The 25274-nt window shown below is 46.6% G+C and carries 18 protein-coding genes; 15 read left to right on the top strand and 3 right to left on the bottom strand.

What is annotated here, in order from left to right; all coding sequences use genetic code 11:
• Positions 1–38: 38 nt before the first annotated feature.
• From AACQ93_RS04445 to pflA, 5 genes are all read left to right on the top strand, one after another.
• The gene (locus AACQ93_RS04445; protein WP_064602462.1) at positions 39–1718 is read left to right on the top strand and encodes a 30S ribosomal protein S12 methylthiotransferase accessory factor YcaO; all 1680 of its coding nucleotides are present in this window, start codon (positions 39–41) and stop codon (positions 1716–1718) included.
• 482 nt (positions 1719–2200) lie between these two features.
• Complete coding sequence (locus tag AACQ93_RS04440; RefSeq protein WP_007467461.1) at positions 2201–3715, top strand: DUF3360 family protein; 1515 nt, start codon at positions 2201–2203, stop codon at positions 3713–3715.
• Positions 3716–3929: 214 nt separating this feature from the next.
• Entirely contained in the window at positions 3930–6206 is a 2277-nt protein-coding gene (gene pflB, locus AACQ93_RS04435) for a formate C-acetyltransferase (protein ID WP_064602461.1), read from the top strand.
• Positions 6207–6525: 319 nt separating this feature from the next.
• A complete protein-coding gene (locus AACQ93_RS04430) occupies positions 6526–7455 on the top strand; it encodes a VirK/YbjX family protein (protein WP_064602459.1) in 930 nt (309 codons plus the stop codon).
• 365 nt (positions 7456–7820) lie between these two features.
• The gene (gene pflA / locus AACQ93_RS04425) at positions 7821–8564 is read left to right on the top strand and encodes a pyruvate formate lyase 1-activating protein (protein WP_064602457.1); all 744 of its coding nucleotides are present in this window, start codon (positions 7821–7823) and stop codon (positions 8562–8564) included.
• A 635-nt stretch (positions 8565–9199) separates the two neighbouring features.
• On the opposite strand, the gene AACQ93_RS04420 is transcribed toward pflA, so the two are convergent.
• Positions 9200–10105: a LysR substrate-binding domain-containing protein gene (locus AACQ93_RS04420; RefSeq protein WP_007467458.1), complete on the bottom strand. Its 906-nt coding sequence runs from the start codon at positions 10103–10105 to the stop codon at positions 9200–9202.
• A gap of 222 nt (positions 10106–10327) precedes the next feature.
• Between AACQ93_RS04420 and focA the strand changes: the two genes are divergently transcribed.
• Both focA and AACQ93_RS04410 read left to right on the top strand, forming a co-directional pair.
• Positions 10328–11800 (top strand): formate transporter FocA, encoded by a 1473-nt coding sequence (gene focA / locus AACQ93_RS04415; protein WP_064602454.1) that lies wholly within the window; start codon positions 10328–10330, stop codon positions 11798–11800.
• 230 nt (positions 11801–12030) lie between these two features.
• Positions 12031–13785, top strand: coding sequence for a formate--tetrahydrofolate ligase (locus AACQ93_RS04410; RefSeq protein WP_064602453.1), 1755 nt, complete (start codon positions 12031–12033; stop codon positions 13783–13785).
• A gap of 23 nt (positions 13786–13808) precedes the next feature.
• On the opposite strand, the gene AACQ93_RS04405 is transcribed toward AACQ93_RS04410, so the two are convergent.
• Entirely contained in the window at positions 13809–14468 is a 660-nt protein-coding gene (locus AACQ93_RS04405; RefSeq protein WP_064602449.1) for an energy-coupling factor ABC transporter permease, read from the bottom strand.
• 240 nt (positions 14469–14708) lie between these two features.
• On the opposite strand from AACQ93_RS04405, the gene AACQ93_RS04400 reads away from it, so the two are divergent.
• From AACQ93_RS04400 to AACQ93_RS04370, 7 genes are all read left to right on the top strand, one after another.
• Entirely contained in the window at positions 14709–15209 is a 501-nt protein-coding gene (locus AACQ93_RS04400; protein WP_064602447.1) for a YfbU family protein, read from the top strand.
• Positions 15210–15562: 353 nt separating this feature from the next.
• On the top strand, positions 15563–16819 hold the full coding sequence (locus AACQ93_RS04395; protein ID WP_064602445.1) for an ABC transporter substrate-binding protein: 1257 nt from the start codon (positions 15563–15565) through the stop codon (positions 16817–16819).
• Positions 16819–19182 carry an ATP-binding protein gene (locus AACQ93_RS04390; protein WP_064602443.1) on the top strand — a complete coding sequence of 788 codons (2364 nt, stop codon included), beginning with the start codon at positions 16819–16821 and terminating at the stop codon, positions 19180–19182. Before AACQ93_RS04395 ends, AACQ93_RS04390 begins: the two co-directional genes overlap by 1 nt.
• Entirely contained in the window at positions 19169–20446 is a 1278-nt protein-coding gene (locus AACQ93_RS04385) for a sigma-54-dependent transcriptional regulator (protein ID WP_064602441.1), read from the top strand. Before AACQ93_RS04390 ends, AACQ93_RS04385 begins: the two co-directional genes overlap by 14 nt.
• A 183-nt stretch (positions 20447–20629) precedes the next feature.
• Entirely contained in the window at positions 20630–21445 is an 816-nt protein-coding gene (gene rlmA / locus AACQ93_RS04380; protein ID WP_064602439.1) for a 23S rRNA (guanine(745)-N(1))-methyltransferase, read from the top strand.
• Between the two features lie 194 nt (positions 21446–21639).
• Entirely contained in the window at positions 21640–22602 is a 963-nt protein-coding gene (locus AACQ93_RS04375; RefSeq protein ID WP_064602437.1) for a ChaN family lipoprotein, read from the top strand.
• Positions 22603–22891: 289 nt separating this feature from the next.
• Positions 22892–23194 (top strand): DUF6172 family protein, encoded by a 303-nt coding sequence (locus AACQ93_RS04370; RefSeq protein ID WP_007467440.1) that lies wholly within the window; start codon positions 22892–22894, stop codon positions 23192–23194.
• Between the two features lie 77 nt (positions 23195–23271).
• Here AACQ93_RS04370 and yfbV read toward each other — a convergent pair whose 3' ends face one another.
• Positions 23272–23724, bottom strand: a complete 453-nt coding sequence (gene yfbV, locus AACQ93_RS04365; protein ID WP_036800521.1) for a terminus macrodomain insulation protein YfbV — start codon at positions 23722–23724, stop codon at positions 23272–23274.
• A gap of 332 nt (positions 23725–24056) precedes the next feature.
• Here yfbV and AACQ93_RS04360 point away from each other — a divergent pair, with 332 nt between their 5' ends.
• A complete protein-coding gene (locus AACQ93_RS04360) occupies positions 24057–25253 on the top strand; it encodes an acetate kinase (RefSeq protein WP_007467436.1) in 1197 nt (398 codons plus the stop codon).
• Positions 25254–25274 lie beyond the last annotated feature (21 nt).

Genomic DNA, 25274 nt, shown 5'->3' with positions numbered 1-25274 from the left:
ATACTGCGCGCCACTCAATACTCCTGACGAGATCGCTAATGAAAACATTTATTCCTGGTAAAGACGCCACACTTGAGGAAAGTATCGAGCGTTTCCAGACTCAGCTGAAACAACTGGGCTTTAATATTGAAGAAATATTATGGCTGAACCCGGTTCCTAATGTCTGGTCTGTGCTTATCCGTGATGTCGATGCACCGATGAACTTCACCAAGGGAACAGGCGCAAGCAAAGAAGCTGCGCTGGCTTCGGCACTGGGTAAATTCATTACGCGTCTATCGACCAACGACTTCTATACCGACTACTACCTAGGTAAAGAGATTGCTGAAAGCAAATTCGTTCACTACCCGAATGAAAAATGGTTCCCTTTAAGTCTTGAAGAAAATCTTCCACCGGAAGAGATCCTTGATGAACGTCTGACTCAATTCTACGATCCAACAATGGAATTGCTGGGTACCGATCTTATCGAGCTGCAATCAAGTAATATGGAACGCGGTATTTGCTGCCTGCCGTTCGAACGTCAGAGTGACAAAGAAACAGTTTACGTACCAATGAACATCATTGGTAACCTGTACATATCCAATGGTATGGCAACGGGTAATACGAAAACCGAAGCCCGCACCCAAGGATTGTCCGAAGTTTTCGAGTTAGCGCTCAAAAACCGTGTTATCTCAGAACGCATCAGCCTGCCTGCGATCCCTGAGCAAGTTCTGAACCGTTTTCCGGGTATTCAGGAGTCAATCAACACACTGGAAGCTGAAGGTTTCCCTATTTGCTGTTACGACGCTTCACTTGGTGGTCAATATCCAGTGATATGCGTAGTGCTATTCAACCAACAAGACAACACCTACTCAGCTTCATTCGGTGCTCACCCGCGCTTTGAACTTGCACTGGAACGCGCTGTAGCCGAAATACTTCAGGGCCACGGCCTGAAAGATTTGGATGTGTTCCCCGAAGCACTATTTGATAATGAAGTGACCGACTATGAATTTGTCGACTGGAACTTCAGTGGTACATCAGAAGAAGAATTCAACTGGCTGATGGCTATCTTTGAGCAGGCAGGTGCCGACGTTTACATTACCGATTATGACTTTCTCGGTGTCGACTGCTGCCGCATCATTGTACCGGGCTGGTCTGAAATCTATCCGGTCGAAAAACTGATCGAAGCCAACAATAACGTTGCGCTGGAGCTGCGTGAAACCCTGCTGGCACTTCCGACTGTTGAGTGGGACAGCGAGATGTACGCTGAAATGTACACCATCCTGGAAGAAGAAGTCCTTGATGACAGAAGTTACCTTTCCGAAATCATCGGCCTAGCTCCGCAAACAGATAGTGCCTGGCAAACTCTTTGTATCGGCGAGCTAAAGTGTCTACTGGCACTGGCTGGCGGTGATATTGAGCTGGCACAGGAATATGCTAACTGGTGTATCGAGTATAACGCTTCATCATACAGTCCGGAGCGTACCCAATTTTTCCACTGTCTGATCGCCAGCCTGGAACTGGCTCTTGATGAAGAACGCGATCCGGCTCAGTACAAAGCTGAATTTGAACGCCTTTACGGCAAAGAGATCGTTGCTGCAGCATGGGGGTCAATCGAAGGTACGGTCCGTTTCTACGGCCTGACCAGCGGCGATCTAACCATGACACAGTTCCCTGCACACCAGCAACTACTGGCTTCCTACCAAAAACTGCAGAAAGCCAAAGCAGCGAGTCAAATGTAGGTTTTTTACAACTTTTGGCTATATAAACTGGTGCCGGTAGTTTTCTATCGGCATTTTTATTCATCTATGCTCATAATGAATTGTTTAAAAATAAAACAACCAGTGACGACAGTACCGCTTCATCTCTTGTAAACCATGAAACGCACGCTACAATAGTAAAATTCATTATAAAATAACAACTTAAATAAAAATCAATCTATTCAGAGGGTATTCACAAGTATCGCTCTGTTATGAAATTTACGACATTTTTCATAATTTTTAGTCTTTCCACTCAATTTTTGTTGGTTTTTTTCTTATAATATTTTAGTCGTAGTGATCGAGATCAATTCCATTTTAGTATTCTGACGGTACACTTCGGATAAAATTTGGTGAAATTTAATTACACTCATCGGCACGCAATTCAGATTGTCCAATTTTTGAGTGGCAAGCTACATTACAGAAACCAAAGACAAGAATTATTTTAAACGTAGAACGAGGCAATTATGTCATCTGAAGAAAGAAGTTATCAGGAGCTGCACCGCCCTGCATCTGACTTCTCAACGCGATCGGAATATCTCGATCATGAACTGAAAATTATGAAGCCACGCCGCTTCGGCCTTAATCTGCCTGGCCGTGACTTCCGTTTCGAGCTTGAAGACCTTGTACCAGCACTGGCGGGTACTATCGGTATTATCGCAATGTACTCTGCGGTAATGATGTCTTGGGCTGACGGCCTGACTCAAGCTTGGGATCACATCAATCTTGGTAAAGAATTCGCAATCGAAGTTGCACGTGTTGAAATGCTACTTCCTGCGCTTCTTTTCTGTGTATTAGCATCCGGATTCATCAATCCTCGCGCCAACCTGGCTGGTAACCACGGTCCAATGATTCCATTGATCGGTTCTATCGCCCTGGCCGGTGCCCACCCTCTTGCTCTAGCCATCCTTCTTGGTGTATTCGGTCTTCTGCTAAGTTACTTCAAAGGCGGTTCTAAACTGGTGAACCTGACCTCTGAAGGTACAGCCGGTGGTCTGCTTATCTTCCTGGGCTTTACTGGTACCATGAGCCAGATCGGTTCAATCCAGTCTTGGGCTACAGGTCTTCAGTCTGCTGATGTTGCTGCTGGCAGCATGGGTTACGTTGGTCTGATCGTACTGGCTGTAAACATTATTCTTTATGCTTACCTGGCTCGCATCAACAAGCGCTGGCTGGCGATTCCTGCTTGTGCTATCACAGGCCTGATCGTTGCTCTGGTTCTAGGCGCCGGTTTCGACCTTAAGTTCGAAACAGAAATGGGTCTGCCTAACCTGAACCCAGTTTACTGGTGGGGCAGCACAGAAGAAGGTTGGATGCTTGGTCTGCCTAACCTGCAGCACTTCATCGCATCTCTACCTTTCGCAATCCTGGCTGTAGCAATGTGGTCTCCAGACTTCCTTGGTCACCGTATCTTCCAGGAACTGAACTACCCTAAAGGCACTGATAAAGTACTGATGGACGTTGATGACACTATGACTATGTGTTCTATCCGTCAGATGGTAGGTACTGCTCTGGGTGGTGGTAACATCACTTCATCTTGGGGTACTTACATGATCCCTGCAGCTATCGCGAAGCGTCCAATTCCTGCTGGCGCGATCGTTCTTGGCTGTCTGGTAATGTTCATTGCTATCCTTGGCTTCCCAATGGACGTAGCAGTATGGCCACCAGTAATGCGTATTGCTCTGCTGGTTGGTGTATTCCTGCCACTTCTGGAAGCTGGTGTTCAGATGGTTAAAGACACTAAAGATTCACAGTCTGCGGGTATCTGTATCTTCGCATCTGCTGTTGTTAACCCGGTTCTGGCATGGGCTCTGACTATGCTACTGGACAACAACGGTCTGATCGGTGACAAAGAGCGCGCAACTAAGCTGTCTTTCGCTGACAAGGTAATCATCCCTGGTGGTGTACTGATTATCTGTCTGATTGCGATGCTGGCAGTTGGTATGCTTGAAGGCCAATACGGCATTCCAGCGTTACTATAATCAAAGCTGGGGCAGTAGATGATGCTGCCCCAACTTAGTATTAGTGCAAGTTTCTAGCACTAATACGAATAATGAAATCATAAACAATCTGAAACCTATGATTTGATTATCCGTATTATTGTTAATAAAAGTGTACTGTCCATCACCCTCCGGTGGTGAAGAACTGTCAAAGTTCAACAGTACGTGTTTTTTCTACTAAAAAGGTAGGTATGTCATGGCAGAGCAATTTGCTAAAGCTTGGGAAGGTTTTGCGGCAGGTGACTGGCAAAACGAAGTTAACGTACGCGACTTCATCCAGAAGAACTACGCTCCGTATGAAGGCGACGAATCTTTCCTAGTATCTGAAGGTACTGAAGCGACTAAATCGCTATGGGCTCAGGTAATGGAAGGTATCAAGCAGGAAAACAGCACTCACGCTCCTGTAGATTTCGATACTTCTGTTATCTCTACCATCACTGCGCATGATGCAGGCTACATCAACAAAGATCTAGAGACTATCGTTGGTCTTCAGACTGAAAAACCACTTAAGCGTGCGATCATCCCTAACGGTGGTATCCGCATGGTTGAGGGTTCTTGCAAAGCGTACGATCGCGAACTAGATCCTCAAGTTAAGAAAATCTTCACTGAATACCGTAAGACTCACAACCAAGGCGTTTTCGATATCTACACTCCAGATATCATGAAGTGTCGTAAGTCTGGTGTTCTGACTGGTCTTCCAGATGCATACGGCCGTGGTCGTATCATTGGTGACTACCGTCGTGTTGCTCTGTACGGTATCGACTACCTGATGAAGGACAAGTTCGCTCAGTTCACTTCTCTTCAAGAAAAATTCGAGAACGGCGAAGACCTACAGGCTACTATGCAGCTACGCGAAGAAATCGCTGAGCAGCACCGTGCTCTAGGCCAGATCAAAGAGATGGCTGCTAAGTACGGTTGTGACATCTCTCGTCCAGCTGAAACTGCACAAGAAGCAATCCAGTGGACTTACTTCGGCTACCTAGCTGCTGTTAAGTCTCAGAACGGTGCTGCTATGTCTCTAGGTCGTACTTCTACGTTCCTAGACGTATACATCCAGCGTGATATCGAAGCAGGTAAGATCACTGAAGAACAAGCTCAGGAAATGATCGACCACTTCGTAATGAAACTACGTATGGTTCGCTTCCTACGTACTCCTGAGTACGATGAGCTGTTCTCTGGCGACCCAATCTGGGCAACAGAATCTATGGGTGGTATGGGTCTTGACGGTCGTACGCTGGTAACACGTACTAACTTCCGTTTCCTAAACAGCCTGTACACTATGGGTCCTTCTCCAGAGCCGAACATCACTGTTCTATGGTCTGAGCAGCTACCTGAAGGCTTCAAGAAGTTCTGTGCGAAAGTATCTATCGATACTTCTTCTATCCAGTACGAAAACGACGACCTAATGCGTCCAGACATGGAGTCTGATGACTACGCAATCGCATGTTGTGTATCTCCAATGGTTGTTGGTAAGCAAATGCAGTTCTTCGGTGCTCGTGCTAACCTAGCTAAAACAATGCTTTACACCATCAACGGTGGTGTGGATGAGAAGCTGAAGATCCAGGTTGGTCCAGAAATGGACAAGATGACTGACGAAGTTCTGAACTATGACGACCTAATGGATCGCATGGATCACTTCATGGATTGGCTTGCTAAGCAGTACGTTACTGCACTGAACAGCATCCACTTCATGCACGACAAGTACAGCTACGAAGCATCTCTAATGGCTCTTCACGACCGTGATGTTAAGCGTACAATGGCTTGTGGTATTGCTGGTCTGTCTGTTGCTGCTGACTCACTGTCTGCAATCAAATACGCAACTGTTAAACCAGTTCGTGACGAAGACGGCATCGCGATCGATTTCGAAATCGAAGGCGATTACCCTAAATTCGGTAACAACGACCCACGCGTTGATGACATCGCTTGTGAACTTGTTACTACGTTCATGAACAAGATCCGTAAGCTTAACACTTACCGTGATGCAATCCCTACTCAGTCTATCCTGACTATCACTTCTAACGTGGTATACGGTAAGAAGACTGGTACTACTCCAGACGGCCGTAAAGCTGGTGCTCCATTTGCTCCAGGTGCTAACCCAATGCACGGTCGTGACGAGAAGGGTGCGGTAGCATCTCTGACTTCTGTAGGTAAACTACCATTCGCTGACGCGAAAGACGGTATCTCTTACACTTTCTCTATCGTTCCTAACGCGCTAGGTAAAGAAGTTGAGACTCAGAAAGCTAACCTTGCTGGCCTGATGGATGGTTACTTCCACCACGAAGCTGGCATCGAAGGCGGTCAGCACCTGAACGTTAACGTTCTTAACCGCGAAACTCTAGAAGACGCAGTTAAGCACCCAGAGAACTACCCACAGCTAACTATCCGTGTATCTGGTTACGCTGTACGCTTCAACTCTCTGACTCCAGAGCAGCAGCGTGACGTAATTTCTCGTACTTTCACTGCTTCTCTATAATTGAGACTTCAGTGTAAGTAAGCTAGCCGCTAGCGATAGTAACTAGCTGACAAACAGAAAAAGCCGGTCTCTGACCGGCTTTTTTATTATCCCCAAATGAGTCTTCTGATAGCTATAAATTCATAGCTACTATTACATCCCCAGACACAAGCTTACAATGTAACTGATAGCACTTACCCCTTTAAAATCAATGGTTTAATATCAAACTAAAAACCTTATCTAAACTAAGCTAAAGATTAGTTTTGAACATTGTTGTATTATTTTTAATGCAAGCGTAATATATCTCGCAATTTTGTAATACAAACAGCTAAGAATAGTCATGCCCAGCACCTCCTCGATCCTAAACCTCGCTAAAATAACCTACCCAGATGGACTACAAACCAAATCAAAAGCTCTCTGGAAATATCGACTCAGGTTTATCCTTCGTGCAGCAATAATGCGTACCTCAGTAAAAAAATTACAATCTGGCATCAAGCCTGAAATGCTGGATACGCTGCTAAAACAGCATCACAATTTTTTTGAAAAACCGATGAAGCCTTACATTACTGTTAAAGGTTCACCAGATGAGCGCGCCGACTTTGTAGTGAGTCACTACAATTTTGTAGAAAAATGCCTGCCCGAAGAAACAACTCATGCCATTTATCAGCAACAAAACGGTTTAGAGTTAGCTCACTTTGAAGTAAAAGATGAAGAATTTCGCCTTGCACTAATGTATGACTCCCGATACCAAAAAGAAGGAGACATGACCCTGAAACTGTTGGATAACCAAAATTTAGCTTTCTACGCAGTCTCATTTTCTATTCGTGAAGGGTCAAATGGTCGAGAACTGGCTATAGGTGGTATTCAAGGTCCGGAAAGCAGCCCAGAAAATAAAGTAAGAATTAAAGCGCTGACAAAAACCTTGCATGGCCTTCGCCCTAAAGATTTGATGATCAAAATGCTGACTATCATCGCCAACGTATGGCAGGTTGATCATCTTCTTGCCGTTAAAAACAGCGCTCATATCTATCGCGCTCGTCGTTACCATAAAGGAAAAGTCAAAGCTGATTACGATGCTCATTGGAAAGCATTAAATGCAACAGACTATAATCGCGACTTTGTCGAACTCAGCAAAACTGAAGTTCGAAAAACACCAGAAGAAATATCTCGCCCTAAACGAGCGATGTACCGTCGTCGCTATGAGTGGCTGGATTTAATGACGGAAAAACTGTCACAAGAGCTTTGCTTAACCACTCAAACACAGCAATAAAAGACACATCAGTGGCATATCATTTTTATGCCACTGTCTCTTTTCGATCCCGCCTTCTGTTTCCCCGGTAACCAGAGAATAATTTAAGCCAGTCACTCTTATCGTACGTCTAACTACCGCTCCATTACTTAACTATCAAAAATCATTTCGAAGACTGTCAGTAGCCTGATTTTCAGATTGAACAGCAAACCTAGCAGCTATAATCATGGAAAGTAACAGAGCAAAAAGAGACAGGCTGAGACGCAAACGCTTCCACATAAAAAATGTAGAACTATTACAGTTTTGACTCTTTTTCCGCTATTTTAGCCAGACATTTTGTAATAAAATAACAATATAAAACACGCCCCACGCGGAGAAGTAAAGCAATGTCTGTAAAAGGCCGTATTCACTCTTTTGAATCCTGCGGTACCGTGGATGGACCCGGCATCCGTTTCATCGTTTTTTTGCAAGGCTGCCTGATGCGTTGTCAGTACTGTCACAACCGTGATACCTGGGACCTGCATGATGGACGAGAAATCACCGTTGATGAACTGATCAAAGAAGCCGGTGCCTATCGTCATTTTATGAACGCCTCCGGTGGTGGTGTTACTGCATCTGGCGGTGAAGCCATGCTACAGCCTGAATTTGTCCGCGACTTCTTCCGCGCGGCACAGGCGCAAGGAATCCATACCTGTCTTGATACCAATGGCTACATTCGCAAACATACGGATGTTGTTGATGAAGTGCTAGACAGCACTGATCTGGTCATGCTGGACCTGAAACAGCTTGATGATTCTGTTCACCAACAATTGGTTGGTGTACCTAACAAGCGCGTTCTGGACTTTGCCCGCTACCTTCACCAACGTGGCCAGAAGACCTGGATCCGTTATGTTATCGTTCCGGGTTTCACTGACGATGAAAAATCTGCTCATCTATTGGGTGATTTCATCAAGGACATGGACAACATTGAAAAAGTTGAGCTGCTGCCCTACCACCAGCTTGGCGAACACAAGTGGGAAGCCATGGGCTATGATTACCCTCTTACCGGCGTAAAACCACCACCAAAAGAAACCATGGAAAAAATCAAAGGCATTATCAGCGAATACACTTCTGCTAAAGTAATGTATTAATTCCAGATCAAATCGATTCATTTTAAAAAGGAGAGCTCATCGCTCTCCTTTTTGTTTTTCTTCAGATTTACCTGACAATTTTGCTATCCGGCTTTTCACCACTAGGTTTTCTGGGCGACCTCAATTCAAATATGGGTGCAAATGCATATAAAGTTTATTGCACTGGTGAATAAGTAATACTGATAGTTAAACCCACTTTATTCAAAGTTTCCTATATCGCAAAAACGCCTTCAAAGCGCCTTCAAAGCGCCTTCACAACAAGCATTCAGCATAAATAAAAACCGGCCAGTATCAATTCTTCTATTTTTAATAAGAGAGTTTGATTATTTGTCTAAATAACCGACAAAAAGCGCCTAATCAACCACGATCAATGCACACACTTACATATCAATTTCACTAAAAATAGTTATCATGAAAACTGATGCAAATTAGCATTCGGTTCAGCATAAGAAATCATGTTATTTTTTCCTTTACGGAAAAACAAACAACTAAATATGTGTTCTGGGTCATCATTAAGATCAATTTTAAGCCTTTATGGCTTCATGAGATCACATTTTATAAGTAAGAACCGATCATTATGCTCTTTGTTTTATATTTATATAGTTTGTAATGCACATCAATTTTTCTGATGCAGATTACATTTCCATCTTACGGTCTTTAATCATCCTGACAGCTTCACGGCGGATACACTCACGCAACGGGTTCTCTATCGAGTCAGCACGCCAGATAAAAGAAAGTGTTCGCTTCATATTCAGCTCAGGTACATTCAAGGCTACCAACTCTCCGCGCTCGATATGTTTAGCCACGTCCAGGTAAGGCAGACAGCTCAAATAAGGACCATGAGTAACCAAAGATTTAAGGACGGAAATCTGTTCATACTCTCGCCAGACATCTAAGTCTTCAATGACCCCGTGCAAAGCGCTCTCAAAGCTTTTTCGGGTACCGGCCCCCTGCTCGCGAAGCACCCATTTTGCCTGTTCCAACTGAGCAAAACTGACTTTTTCGAAATTGGCAAAAGGATGGTACTTGGAGGCGATAATTACCAGATGGTCATGACACCAGACTTCCTGCTCCAGCCGACTGTCATCACAACGTCCTTCGATAATCCCTAGCTCACATTCATAGTTCCTAACCTGATCAATCACTTTCTGAGCATTCTTTACACTCAGCTGAATGCGCAGTTCAGGGAAGTCTTTATCAATGATACTGATTAGTTCAGGTAACAGGTGTTCCGCTGCGGTCTGGCTGGCAGCCAGGCTAATTTCACCGCTGACAATATGCTGATCATAAAAACCCAACTCTATCTGCTGGGCATCAAACAACAGTTTCTTAGCCCGTGGTCGCAACCAGGCCCCCCAATATGTCAGTGCCATTTGCTTTCCCTGACGTTCAAACAGGGGCCGCCCCAGCAGCTTTTCCAGTTGGGAGAGTGCCATACTGGCCGCAGACTGGGTTAATGCCAGATTTTCAGCGGCTTTACTCACACTTCGCGTACTTGCCACCTCTTCAAAAACAGCAAGCTGCTTCAGTGAATAACGCATTCAAAACTCCTATTACCAATGCAAATCGTTCCTTATCGCCAAGAATATCAATTTTTGTGATTGGGGTTAAAGAAATTATCAATTTTACTCAAGACTTTGCTCCCACTTATTCTGACGCTCAGTAATTCACGTCACACAGAGGAGGAAAAGTGACATTACTAACCAAAGCGCAAACACGCATCCCGCACCGGAGTGTCAGTAAACTTAAAGGAGAATTTTGACATGGCTGCGTCAACAGCAACCAATAATAACCATAACTTCACTCCGAAGGAGATGATGAAACAGGCAGAAGTGTACGCGGTTGGCAAAGCTTCTAAACCAACCCGCACCACGATCTCACTGGCGATTACCGCCGGTGTCTTCATCGGCCTGGCTTTCGTGTTCTACATCACTGTAACCACAGGCAGCAACCTGGGCTGGGGCCTGAACCGTCTGTTCGGTGGCCTGGCATTCAGTATGGGCCTGATCCTGGTCGTAATTTGCGGCGGTGAACTGTTCACCAGTACAGTTCTGTCTTCCATCGCCCGTGCCAATAAACACATAACCACCGGCCGTATGCTGGCAACCTGGGGCAAAGTTTACTTCGGTAACTTCCTGGGGGCGATGCTGCTGCTAAGCCTGGTAACCATGGGGAGCCTTTACCAACTGGACGGCGGCCAGTGGGGTCTTAACGCCCTGCACGTTGCCCAGCACAAACTTCACCACCAGCCACTGGAAGCTTTCTCTCTGGGTGTGTTGTGTAACCTGTTGGTTTGTCTTGCCATCTGGATGACCTTCTGCTCAAACAACATGATGACCAAAATGGCCATGATGATCCTGCCGGTTGCAATGTTTGTCAGCACCGGTTTTGAGCACAGCGTCGCAAACATGTTCATGATCCCGCTGGGTATTACTATTCAGAACATTGCCCCGGAATCATTCTGGCTGAACCTGGGAGTTTCGCCTGAACAGTTTGCCGACCTCAATATCCATAACTTCATTTTTGCCAACCTGATCCCAGTCACCCTGGGCAACATTGTTGGCGGCGGCGTGCTTGTCGGCCTGAGCTACTGGTCTATCTTCAGCTCAAATAAGACGCACCAAGCCACTGCAACCATCATCACCCCGGATTTTTCTAACTCCACTGTTTTAAACAAGGACAACGCTATGCTTCAGGAAAACCTATTAGTGAACGATTACATGCGTCCAGCAACTACGACTCTGCAACCAGGTATGCCTGTTGCACAAGCGCTGGATATTCTGATGAAAGAAGAACAGTCAGGTGCGCCGGTTCTGTCCAGCGACAACCGCCTTGTTGGCTTCTTCTCTGTTCATGATGCGCTGGTTGACCTGTGGTGTAACGACTACATGCCAGATGCAGAATGCAAAGTGCAGGATCTGATGAAGCATGAAATCCAGACAGTAAGCCCAGACAACTCAATTCTGGAAATTGCTGAGTACATGAGTATCGACAAGAACATCCTGTACCCGGTAAGCAGCAGCGGTATCGCAACTCAAATGACTACCCAGTCACTGACTGAACGTGCCCGCACTATGGTTGTAAGCCGTCCGCAAAGCTTCCCGGTTGTCAAAGACGAGCAACTGGTTGGTATGATCAGCCGCCACGATATCATCAAGGCCCTACGCCCGGTATACGGCAGCCTGGTTTCTGTTTCTGAGTTAGACCAAGCTCAGGCTAAAACTGAAACAGCTTAATCGCTGAACCACCTGCCGGTATATCCGGCAGGTTTTCTTTTTTCCTCCTCATTACGCCTCCACATCCGGCAAGGATTTAATTAAGAACAAATAAACCACACTAACATCGGATTTTTTCTACATATACGTGATAAAATTATGGTATAAACCAAACGCAAACGATTGCGTGACCTGCAAAAGCAGTTCGATGCAATATCTCTATTGCTACCAATGCGAGGTTATGGCCGCCCATGAAAAGTGATATTCAAATCTGTCGTGACACCACACTGACCCCAATTGAGCAAATCGCAGAACAAGCAGGAATTCTACCGGACGACTTATCTCCCCAGGGCAGCCTGAAAGCGAAAGTAAAGCCCTCTATCCTCAATCGTCTGAGTGACCAAAAAGAAGGCAAATTAGTACTGGTTACCGCCATTACCCCGACTCCGCTAGGCGAAGGCAAAACCGTAACCACCATCGGACTGGCTCAAGGGCTGGCCAAAATCAACCAAAGCGTTATGGCGTGCATCCGCCAGCCATCAATGGGGCCGGTTTTTGGCGTCAAAGGTGGCGCAGCCGGTGGAGGCTACAGTCAGGTAGCTCCAATGGAAAAGCTGAACCTGCACCTGACCGGCGATATCCACGCGGTCAGCGCAGCCCACAACCTCGCAGCAGCAGCACTGGATGCCCGGATTTACCATGAACAGCGCCATGGTTACGATGCATTTGAAGAAAAGACCGGTCTAAAGGCACTGCGCATTGATATCAACCGTATCAGCTGGAAGCGCGTAATGGATCACAACGATCGCGCCCTGCGTATGATCACGGTCGGCAACAATGAGCCGGGCAAAACCATCAATGGCATTGCCCGTGAAGACGGCTTTGATATCTCGGCGGCTTCTGAGCTGATGGCTATCCTTGCCCTGTCAAAAGATCTCAAGGACATGCGCCAACGTATCGGCCGCACCGTTATGGCTTATAACCTTGATGGTGAACCGGTAACTGCTGAAGACCTCAAAGTTGCCGGAGCCATGGCTGTCACTATGTGTGAAGCCATTGAGCCAACCCTGATGCAAACCCTGGAAGGTGTTCCAACATTAATCCATGCAGGCCCATTCGCCAATATTGCCCACGGCAACTCATCTGTCATTGCTGATCGAATTGCCCTGAAGCTGAGCGACTTCACCATTACCGAAGGCGGCTTCGGTTCAGACATGGGTTTCGAGAAAGCCTGTAACATCAAAGCGCAGCAAGCTGATCGCGGACCGGATTGTGCGGTTGTCGTTGCAACACTGCGAGGCCTTAAAGCCAACTCTGGCTTGTATGATCTGCGCCCGGGCCAGGCATTGCCTGAAGCAATTTTTGCTCCGGATGAACAGGCACTGCAGGCTGGTTTTGCCAACCTGAAATGGCATATCCGTAACGCAGCCAAATACGGGATCCCGGTGGTAGTAGCAATCAACCGCTTCCCACAGGACACTGATGCTGAACTTACCCAGCTAAAAGCCATGGTTGAAGCCGAAGAGTTTGGCTGCCATGTCGATGTAGCAATCAGCGAAGCATTCGGTAAAGGTGGCGAAGGAGCGATTGAGCTAGCCAACGCGGTCGTAAAAGCTTGTGAAACACAGGCTCAATTCAAGCCGCTGTACAACCTTGAACAGACTCTGGAAGAGAAATTGATGACTGTGGCAGAAGTCGGTTACGGCGGCCGAGGCATTGAACTTTCCGATCTAGCTAAAAAGCAACTGGCTGAACTTAAAGCTCAGGGTCACGACAATCTGGCAGTTTGCATGGCAAAAACCCCGCTATCTATCAGCCATGATCCGAGTCTCAAAGGTGCTCCGACTGATTTCACCATTCCGATCCGTGAGCTGAAGCTTTGCGCCGGTGCCGGTTTTATCTATGCACTGTGCGGCAATGTTATGACCATGCCGGGCCTACCTGAAAAGCCGGCCTTCATGGAAATGGATATTGATGAAGACGGTAACATCACTGGTTTGAGCTGATCTTCAACTCACTTCCACCCTATCTATTCATCCCGATCACGGGATGAATAGATATAGTCTCTGTCCGCAAACGTCCTCACCCACTCCGGCTTATACACCACCAGCAACGTCATCGCCATCCCGTTGAGTAGTGCTTCAGGAAATAACAGCAAAGGCAGTAATGCCAGATAATTTTCAACAATGTAGTGCCATGAATACAGGTTGCTGAAAAATACCCAACCGCTGGTCAGCAACAAATGAACCGCCATTGTCAGTGCGCCGTTGAAGAAAGCCCCGACAAAGAGGTAAACAAACAAATGCCTGGGCAGGAAACGGTAGGTAAAGAGGAAAAAGCCGTAACTAAAGGTTATCGGCAACACAACTCCCGTCATGGCATACAGCCCGACATCCGGCCAGGCAACCATCCCAAACAAGCTCAACCCCACAACAGGCAAAGAGCCAATCAAAACAGCTATCTTCCAGCCGTGACAGAGAATCAGCACAGTCAGTGCCAGGAAATGCACCTGAAGCCCCTCTGCGATCCCGGCTCTCAGGCTCCAGAGCAGAAACAACACCAATACACTTGCCATGACCAAATGCTGGTAGTCTCTTTCCGCTCTGAACTTAGACCAGAACTCCCGTGGGTACCTCAACACTAAAACCGCCAGCCAGAACAGGAGTCCGCACCACTGAAACACCGTCATCCCTATCACTTTCCTTTAAGGTTGATAAGCTAAAATTAAAAGAATAATCCAACAATAACCATGTAATGAATAAGGGTAAATATTGTTAAAACATCAGCTTCAAGCCTGATTGGACAAGCTTTAGCCAAACATGATTTTTTAACAAGAAATCGTCCGCAAAGATGTCGTCAGATCAATTTTTTTTGCAATTAACCTGATAATCTCAAAGCCTGCTCAATAAATAATTAAAGGCCTATCATTATGGAAATGACTAACGCACAACGTCTGATTCTTTCTAACCAGTACTACCTGATGGCTCAGCTGAACCCTGAGAACGCCGAAAAATACCGTCGCCTGAAAACCATTGTAGAACGTGGTTACGGCCTGCAGATGCGTGAACTTAATAAAGATTTTGGCTGCCTTGAAGAAGAAGAATGTCGCACCATCATTGATTTCATGGAAATGCATCATGCCATGCAGGAATCATACAAAATGCTGAGTGAAGAAAACCAGAAACAAGTAGACCAACGCCGTCTGCAGTTCCTTGGCTTTGATGCGGCAACAGAATCTCAGCTTGTGCACTATGTTCGCTTCCTGACCGAAGAAGAAGGTCTTTACCCTCAGTTTGATAAAGCAGAACACCATTTCAACAGCCAGGTTCCGATGCTGGAAAAATACCAACGCATGCTGCAAACCTGGCGTAACTGCCCGCGTCAGTACCACCTGTCTGCGACAGAAATCCAACAGATCCAGAACGCTTAATTTCCTGCGATTTTTCCAGAAGAAAACCGGAGCCAGACTCCGGTTTTCTTTTATGGGCGGTTTATATTTATATATAGCTAATCGTTCTATTCAGCCCAATTCATTGATAGCAAAAAAGAACACCGGCAGACATCTTATTAACACCTCGGTTTCATCTGCTCCAATACCAGAAAAATGTGACATTGAGCAGTATTTAATGTCATGATGTGTCACCCCTGACTCATTACAAATAGTTACAAATACAAAATCGATAGCACTATTAGAAAATCCTAACCCACCTGACTTAATTCACTACAAACCAATCAAATAACCTTGTATATAGAGACTGTCAATGCAAGGTAAGTTATTAATTCATGAACCGTTTACTTATTATTTGTCTGTTTTTTTCTTCAGTCTGCCTTGCTAAATCAACAAATAATTTAATTATCTTAACAACTTTTTCCGAGTCCTCTATTGAACCCGTGATCCAGCAATTTAAACAACAACATCCCGAAACCTCGGTTAAGGTGCTCCATCGTCGTGGAGAGGCCGGGCTTCGCCTGCTGGAAAAACAAGCTCATGATATTGATATAGTCATTTCATCATCACGACTGGCGTTTATGCCTGTCATTGAAAAAAACGAGTTCCTGCCGCTGGGTGACATTCAACTGACTCCGTCGGCAAAAAGACAGACACAACTCCATCAGTTACCAGACAATGTCACTGTCTTTGCCTGTTCTGGCTATGGCCTGATGTGGAACACAAAATATTTACAAAAGCACCAGCTTGATATTCCGGACTCATTAGAGAGCCTGGCTCAACCTCAGTATTATCATCATGTCATTATGAGCAGTCCGGCGCGTTCTGGTTTTACTCATCTGGTCATTGAAAACATCTTGCAACACTACGGTTGGGAACAAGGCTGGAAACTGCTACTTCAAATTGGCGGAAACCTTGCCTCAGTATCAGCCAGAAGCTTTGGCGTCAACGATGCCGTATCTCGTGGTCTGGCCGGTATTGGCATTGTTCTCGACAACTTTGCCTCACAAAGCAGCCGACAATTCCCATTCATCGGTTTCCGCTATCAGGAAAACAGCCCGCACCTGCCAAGCTATATTGCAGCGCTGAAGAACACCCATCAAGCCAAAAACACACTCGCATTTATCGAGTTTATGTTGTCTGAGCCCGTCCAGAGCAACATGTTGGAAGGCTCTGTACACAAACATAACCTTACCCAGGCGGAAGACATGCCTTTCGCGGTAAAAGCACTGGATCATCAACTAATTGCACAACGAGACGTGCTGGTAATGCAGCTATTTGAGCAGGTGATCAGCCACCAGTTGGTCAGCCTGAATCAGGCCTGGCAGTTACTCCATAAAATCAGCCAGCTTGACTCGCTGACCGAAGCCCAGCGCCAACAATATAAGCAGGCTCAACAACTGGCCTCTACGCCACCGATTTCTGAAGAACAGGCAGAAAGCAGCAATTACTTCAATCAGCTGACTATGTCACCATCAGATGTTTTTACCGCCAGACAGACCAATGACTGGCGTACAGCGATGGCTAAACAGCTAGAACAATCTATCCGAATCTCAGAGCTGATCCTTGCCAGCGCACAAAAGGAGCGCTGATGCCATTTCGCAATACCATAGGTAAAAACCTGATCCTGGCTATCAGCTTTATGGCAACCCTGACTATCAGTGTGAGTATGATTGCGGCTGTTACTTGGGAAACGCTGGACGATCAAATTAACTCCATCGTCGAGAAAAATATCCCGACCCTGAAAACCAGCTACCAGCTGGAACGGAACACTGCCGGTCTGCAGGCGGCGCTGAACCAGCTTGGTAATAATCACGATCCGTTACTGCATGGTGAACTGAAGCAAAAAGTTGACGAGAAACTGGCAAGAATTACCAATACCGTCAACCACACTTCGTTGATCGAGCTTCATCCGAGTATCAAGGCCGAACATGAAGCATTGCTGACCGATACCGCGGTTTACGCCAACCTGCTCTACCGGCACAACATGCAGCATGCATCCCTGGCACAAACTGAAAACAACATTAAATGGCTTCACCAGGATCTGGTTGATGAGCTGACGCCGATCCGTCAGGAAGTCGAGTGGCAGCTGACCCGGATGCTCCCTAATGCCATCAACATCGAGGCTGTTGCCGATGTAATGACTGAGTTTTCCCTGATCCAGTCAATCACTGTGCATGAAAGCGAGTTGTATCAGCTGGTACAGGAAATCATTCAGCAACGTCAGAGCCGGGATCTTGGCAATGCTTTCTACTTTATCGGTTATAAAACCGATGAAGTCAGCAAGATGAGCCAAGCACTTAACCATTACCCGTCAACCGTTTCATACCGACAGTTGCTGCAAGAGCTGATCACCATAGTAGAACCCAACGGCATCCTGGAACAACAACTGAGACTGGATGTTGAACTGCATAACGCCATCGATAAATTTGAGAGGCAGATCCAGGCTCGCCTAAAACATCAGGAAGAGGTCATCCAGGCGATAGTAGAAAAAGAGAATACATCACTTCGCGAACTCAATGAGCAGACCCGCGAGGCTGTTCAGCTCAGCAACCTGATCTTGTTTGTTGTGGTTATCCTGTCGATTTTCCTGTCTGTTATTCTGTCGATTTACTTGGTCGGCCGCGGTATTGTCAAACGCCTGAACCTGCTGTCACAGGATCTGGCGGCGGTGGCTAACGATCACCTGAATGCCCAAATTCAGATCTCTGGTAATGATGAAATCGGCAAACTTGGCGACAACCTGCGCCATTTCTGCCAACAGATGCAGGAAATGCAGCGAAGTAATGCCCTTAACCTGATAAATAATACCCAAGCCAGTATTATTACCTGCGATCTCAACGGCCAGGTTGAATCAGTTAACCCAAGCGCGCAGACACTGTTTCGCTATGACACCTTCCCACAAGACAAAACTGTCTGGTCGCTATTTGACAACAAAATGCAACCTCGCCTGCAGTCGCTGTTTGATGAAAACAGTCCCTTGTTATTAAACAGCGCATGTCAGCTGACCCTAAAGCACACCCAAGAGTCAGAGAATAACCTCTATCTACGGCTGGATTTCCGCCTTTTCCAACAGGGCAGCTTCGAGAAGGTAATCGTCACCATGACAGATATTACCGAGCAAGAAAATGCCGCCCGCTGGCTGGAAAAAATGGTTCGGGAAAAAACCCAGTCCCTGACCAACCGTAACCGCCAGCTCAAAGCAGAGATCGAAGATCGTAAACGGGTTGAAGCCGATCTGCGCTCCACTCAGGACGAATTGATCCAAGCCGCCAAAATGGCTGTCGTCGGTCAGACAATGACCTCGCTGGCTCACGAACTCAATCAGCCTTTATCGGCGATTTCGACCCATGTCTTCGCGACAAAAATGGCAATCGAAAGAGAAAATTATACCAAGCTGCCAAACAGTCTGGAGAAGATAGACAATCTGACTTCCCGTATGGGACGGATTGTTGCCAGCTTACGCAGCTTCTCAAAAAAGCAATCGGCCAGCAGCCCGCTCATTCCGGTTGACGTTCCTTCCTGCTTCCAGCAGGCAATGCTGATCGTCGAGAGTCGAGCCAAAGTACAAAAAACCAGAATCACCAGCGACATTAACTATCCGCTGAGGGTTCAGGCCGATCAAGTACAACTGGAACAGGTATTGGTTAACCTGCTGGTTAACAGTTGCGACAGCGTCGCAAGCTGTGAACTGCGCGAAATTACCGTCAGTGAGCTAGCCTGCGAAAATAACCGTATCCGCATTGCAGTCTGCGATAGCGGTAAAGGCTTTGACGCAGGAATAATAAAAAAACTTTTCATTCCATTTACCACAACAAAAGAGGTCGGCCTTGGCCTCGGTTTAAGTATTTGCCGCTCTATCATGAACCGCTTTGATGGCGATATTTTTCTTGCCTCAAACCTTCAAGGTGGCGCTATGGTCGTACTGGAGTTAAATAAATATGATGATAAATAATGATATAGAAGTACTGATCATCGACGATGACCAGGATGTTGTCGAAGCTTATCAACATTTGCTTGAAGTATCCGGGTACAAAGCCCTGACTGCCACGGATCCGACAGTAGCAATCAACATGCTCCACAAAGACTGGCCAGGCGTGGTCGTTACTGACATGTACATGCCGGGTCTGAGTGGTATGGAACTGCTTGAAAAAGTTCGGGAGCTGGATCCTGAGCTTCCGGTGATTATGATCACCGGTCATGGTGATATTCCGATGGCAGTCGATGCCCTGAAGAAAGGCGCACTCGATTTTCTGCAAAAACCTCTGCAACCGGCAGAACTGCTGGCCTTGCTTGAAAAACATCTGCCGGAGAGAAAACGTAAAATTGAGCAACGCAATACCCTGACTCATTCCGCATCAGAAGTGTTGCTGGGCGACAGCCCGCTGATCATCAAAATCCGTGAACAAATTGCTGATATTGCCCTGACAACCAAAGATGTACTGATTGAAGGTGACAGTGGCACTGGTCGCCATACTGTTGCCAAGCTGCTACACCAGAACAGCGAAATCAGTGAAGGCCCTTACGTATCAGCCTTAGGCCAGGAAATCAGCTGCACCGCTGATTTACAACGTAAGATGATTTCAGCCCGCAGCGGTAGCCTGTGCCTGAAAAACCCACAGGTAATGCCAACTGAAACCCAGCAATGGCTCTGCCGATTCCTGCTGGAACAGGATCGTCAGGGTAAAAAAGAAGTGCGCCTTCTGGCTATTGTTGACGGTTCACCGGAAAATCAGGTTGAGCAGGAAAAACTGCTGCCGGAACTGTTCTACTTCCTGAGCCAGGTTCGCTTCAGCCTGCCGACACTTATACAGCGCGGCTGTGATATTACTCCGCTGTTCCGTCACTTCCTGAAACAAAGCTGTCTTAAGCTGAACAAATCAGTTCCAGCCGTCGATAAAGCTTATATCAATACCCTTAACCGCCATGAGTGGCCGGGGAACGTACTGGAGCTAAAAAATGTCGCTGAGCTTTATGCCATCGGCATCGTTAAGCTGGCAGGGCAAGAACGCACCAAACCTCTGGAGCAAATGAGCAGCCCGCTGGATGATCTGGTCGATGGTTACGAGAAACAGGTGATTGAAGATGCCCTGTACCTGTTTGCAGGGCGCATTAATGATGTTTCCAACTACTTGCAGATCCCGCGCAAAAAGCTTTACCTGCGTATGAAAAAACATAACCTGGACAAAGCAGAATATAAGGTTCGCGCTTCAAGTTAATTCAAATCAACCACCGCATTTTGCGGTGGTTTATTTCTATAAGCCCCCAACAACAGATGGATTCCAGAGCCCATTACCCTCCCTTTTCATCTTTTTCTCAATCAGAGAGATAAACCTCACCTTGTCGCCCCGATAACGGATGTTTACAATACGCGCTGATTTTCTCACCGTCCGGTTTTCACCATGTCTTATCAATGCCCACTATGTCATTCAGCCCTTGTACTCCAGAGCAATACCTGGCGCTGTGAAAATAATCATCAGTTCGATCAGGCCAAAGAAGGCTATGTCAACCTGATGCCAGCCCATCACAAAAGCTCTAAAAATCCTGGTGACAACAAGGAAATGATGCAGGCGCGCCGTCTGTTCCTGAATACGGAACATTACCAGCCGCTAAGGGAGGCTGTGATAAAACAGCTTGCCGAGCACCTACCGGCACAGTCTCGACACCTGCTGGATATCGGCTGTGGTGAGGGTTATTACACCTCAGATTTTACCCAGCTCAACCAAGCGCACCCAAAACTGTCTGTCTACGGTCTTGATATCTCAAAAGTTGCTGTTCGCTATGCGGCTAAGCGCTACCCGGACTGCCACTTCTGTGTTGGTTCAAGCCATCGCCTGCCATTTGCCGACGGTCTGCTAGATGGCGTTGTGCGAATCTATGCGCCGTGCAAAGACTCCGAACTCAGACGAGCCATCAAGAACGATGGTATTCTGGTAACCGTGACTCCGGCCGCTCGCCATCTGTACCAACTGAAAGAGCTTATCTATGATGGTGTCCGCCTGCACGACATGACAGCGGAAGAAATTGACGGCTTTGAGCTAATTGCAGACCAGCAACTTCACTACAACATGACGCTGTCCGGTGAAGAAGCAACGGCACTGATGCAAATGACCCCGTTTGCGTGGAAAACATCACAAGAAGTATGGCAACAGCTAGCACATACTTCCGACTTCCTGTGCGAAGCCGACTTCTCTGTTCGTGTCTACCGCAGAAGCTGATACAAAAATACCTGCACGGCCCGGATAGACAATCCGGGCTGACAGCCTGCCTATCACCACTAAGCAACTTCTCTTTTATTATTTCGCACCGTCTACAGTTATATCAGTGCCTGTATTCACTGGCGGCTTATCCTGATCCGCATTTATGATCTGCAAGGCTCGTCCATAAGCAAATCAACTTTTAGGTGAAAATAATGAAGAAATGGTTTGTCCTGGGAATGACCGGGCTATTAATGGGATGCGCAACCCAACCATCATCCCCAAAAAACGAAGTACAAACTACTCCCCTCCCTCAAACGTTCTACGATTACTCTATTACCTCACCGCAAGGAAAAGCGATGAGTATAGAGGAACTGGCTTTTGCGCTGCGTGATGCCGATATTGTCCTGGTCGGGGAATGGCATGGTCACCCCGGCACCCACCTTATGCAGGCTCAGCTCTTTGCCCGGCTATATCGGCAAAACCCGGATATGGCTTTGTCGATGGAGCAATTCACCAGAGACAAACAGCATGTAATCAATCAGTATCTGGCCAATGAAATCGGTGAAAAAACGCTGAAAAAGGAAGCGAAAGCCTGGTCTAATTACGACAGCGACTACCGCCCTCTGGTTGAGTTTGCCAAACAGAATCAGCTTGATGTGATTGCTGCCAATGCACCAAAATCGATTGTGCGCTGCGTCGGTAAATACGGAGCCGATTATCTTAACCGCCTGCCGAGCGTTGAGCGTCAATGGGCAGCCAACACATTGACACTGAGTGATGATGCCTACCATCAGAAGTTCAACGCTTCTATGCACCATGGCGATGAAGCCACGACCGAACGTCAATTTGCCGCACAGACCACCTGGGATGACACCATGGCGGAAAGCATGGTCAATTATCTTGCTCTTCATCCGGGAAAACAGCTCATCCACATTGCGGGTCGCTTTCATGTCGCTGAGGGATTGGGAATCGCCTCACGAATCGAGTCACGTAATCCCAGCCTGAAAGTTATGATGGTTACACCAGTGTCTGAACCATCTGAGCTGTCAGATTCCGCCCCGGACTACCGCGTGCAGGTTATGCCATTACCAAAAGGGTATATAAGCAAAGAGAAAATGATGACTGCAATGAAGAGAATCCACAGTAGAAAGCGCACATTGAAATGTTACGAATAATATCGGAATGAAGAAAGAAACCAGAAAGGAACGAACCCCACCGGCGGCCAAGCTTGTGGGGTTCGTAGGGGGAAACAGCTAGTATTTCCTTAAGCAAATTCATTATGCTCAATAGAGCTTTATCCCGGCTGAACAAAACCGCCACAAAATGTTTCATTAGTTATGACATGACTATTCTTTCCCCATTACGGATGTCGCTTGAAACTTGATATTCGCGACATCCGCAGATTTAAAGTAATATACACGTCGTGCCCGGCATGTTCCGGGCCTATGAATATTTAGGAAAACGATGAAAAAAACATTTGCTTTAACTCACCCCAAAAAAGCGGTTCCTCGCGTTGTTGAAGCCGTCAAGTATGAAGTAAAAAAATACCTGAGAAGGGAGCGTAACAAAGCGCTGCCAGCAGGCGCGGATTTTTGGGATTTCGACTGTCGATATGGCCACACCGAGCAGGAAGCAAAGGTAATTCACGTCAAAGAAATCAATAAGTGTATTGATGAAGCGGAATCGCTGGCTCTGACTTCGTTCTATCTGGAAATCCTGGCCAAGCCAGCTGTTCGCCAGAAGAAAGTCGATGCTGAAGAAGAATAAGCTGATCGCATCTCACAAAAAAGTAGCCAACCGGCTACTTTTTTTATGTCTGCTTTTCAGCCCGAAACACATCAAAATTAAAACCACCGCTCCAATGATGCCTTATCCAGCTGCTTAAATGCACGGTTAAGCACTTGTGCCAGCTCGAGGTAACGCGGGCGCGATTTCAACGGATGCATCGCATGCCCTTCACTGAGAATTTTATCGTGGATTTCACGATACCAGGTTGCCAGTGACGGCGGTAAGTCTGTACGGCTTCGCTTACCAAGCCACCATAAACCTTGCAATGGCATACTCAGAGCAAACAAAGCAATCACTATAGCCTGAGGCAATGCATCATAGTTATTAAACGCCATTTGGCTCAAAACACTCATCACAGCAACAGCAGGCATCACCCGGTTGGCAAATTTGGTTGCCCTGATGTAACGGGCCTCCGGGAACATTACCGCCAACTCCTTTCGCATCGGCCAGGTTGCCATGTACTGCTGGCCATTTTGGAAGCACTGCCAGATCGAGATTCTTTGACTCATACAACACCAAAACTCAAAAAAAATAGTAAAGGTTCAAATTTAGTGACAATAAACTTGATTGAAATTAAATTTTTCTAAAAATCTTTTTGTTAAATTGCTTAACTATCGCTATCCTAAGCACGCCTAAACTAATTGTTGCCTGTAATCACTGTTCTGGCAACCTAGGGCGACCTCCAGGAAGGACCGGAATTGCGGTAACCTCAATTCTTATATATGGACATAATACATACGAATTTAACCCTGTGTAGGCAGACTTAAACAATCGTCGTCTATTCTTTGGGTACTTTTTTCAGTTGAATATCAACTCTCAGACAGATTATAGGTAGTCACTCATGTCTAAGCTGGTTTTAGTTCTTAACTGCGGTAGTTCTTCTCTAAAGTTCGCAGTAGTTGACGCAGTATCAGGTGAAGAGCACCTGTCAGGTCTAGCAGAATGTCTGCACCTTCCAGAAGCACGTATCAAGTGGAAACTTGACGGTAAGCACGAAGCACAACTAGGCGAAGGCGCTGCTCACGAAGAAGCACTGTCTTTCATGGTTGATACTATTCTTGCTTCTAAACCAGAACTAGCTGAGAACCTAAAAGCTATCGGTCACCGTGTTGTACACGGCGGCGAGCAGTTCACTCAGTCAGCTCTGATCGATGAAGTTGTACTTAAGGGTATCGAAGACGCAGCGACTTTCGCTCCTCTGCACAACCCTGCACACATCATCGGTATCAAAGCAGCTCAGAAGTCTTTCCCAAGCCTTCAGAACGTTGCTGTATTCGACACTGCGTTCCACCAGTCTATGCCTGAAGAAGCGTACCTGTACGCTATCCCGTACAACCTGTACAAAGAGCACGGCATCCGTCGCTACGGCGCACACGGTACTTCTCACCTGTTCATCACTCGCGAAACTGCGAAGCTGCTGAACAAGCCAGAAGAAGAACTGAACATCATCAACTGTCACCTAGGTAACGGTGCTTCTGTTTGTGCAGTTAAGAACGGTAAGTCTGTAGACACTTCTATGGGTCTGACTCCACTAGAAGGTCTGGTAATGGGTACTCGTTGTGGTGACCTGGATCCTGCAGTTATGTTCCACCTACACGACAAGCTGGGCATGAGCGTTGACGAAATCAACACTATGTTCACTAAAGAGTCTGGCCTTCTAGGTCTGACTGGCGTTACTTCTGACTGCCGTTTCGTTGAAGATAACTACGGCGACAAAGAAGAAGCAACTCGTGCAATGGACGTATTCTGCCACCGTCTGGCTAAGTACGTTGCTGGCTACACTGCAACTCTTGAAGGTCGTTTGGACGCAATCACTTTCACTGGTGGTATCGGTGAAAACTCTGCACCAATCCGTGAGATGGTTCTTAACCGTCTGGCTATCCTGGGTGTTGAAGTTGACTCTGAAGCTAACCTGAAAGCTCGTTTCGGTGGTGAAGGTGTTATCACTACTGAAAACAGCCGCATCCCTGCAATGGTTGTTTCTACTAACGAAGAACTAGTAATCGCAGAAGATACAGCTCGTCTGACTAATATCTAATCTAGTGATTCTCCCTATGCC

It is taken from the genome of Photobacterium sp. J15 (assembly GCF_963870815.1).
Taxonomy (GTDB): Bacteria; Pseudomonadota; Gammaproteobacteria; order Enterobacterales; family Vibrionaceae; genus Photobacterium; species Photobacterium marinum.
Note: the sequence above shows the minus strand (reverse complement) of the source record. Positions and strands in the feature narration are given on the sequence as shown.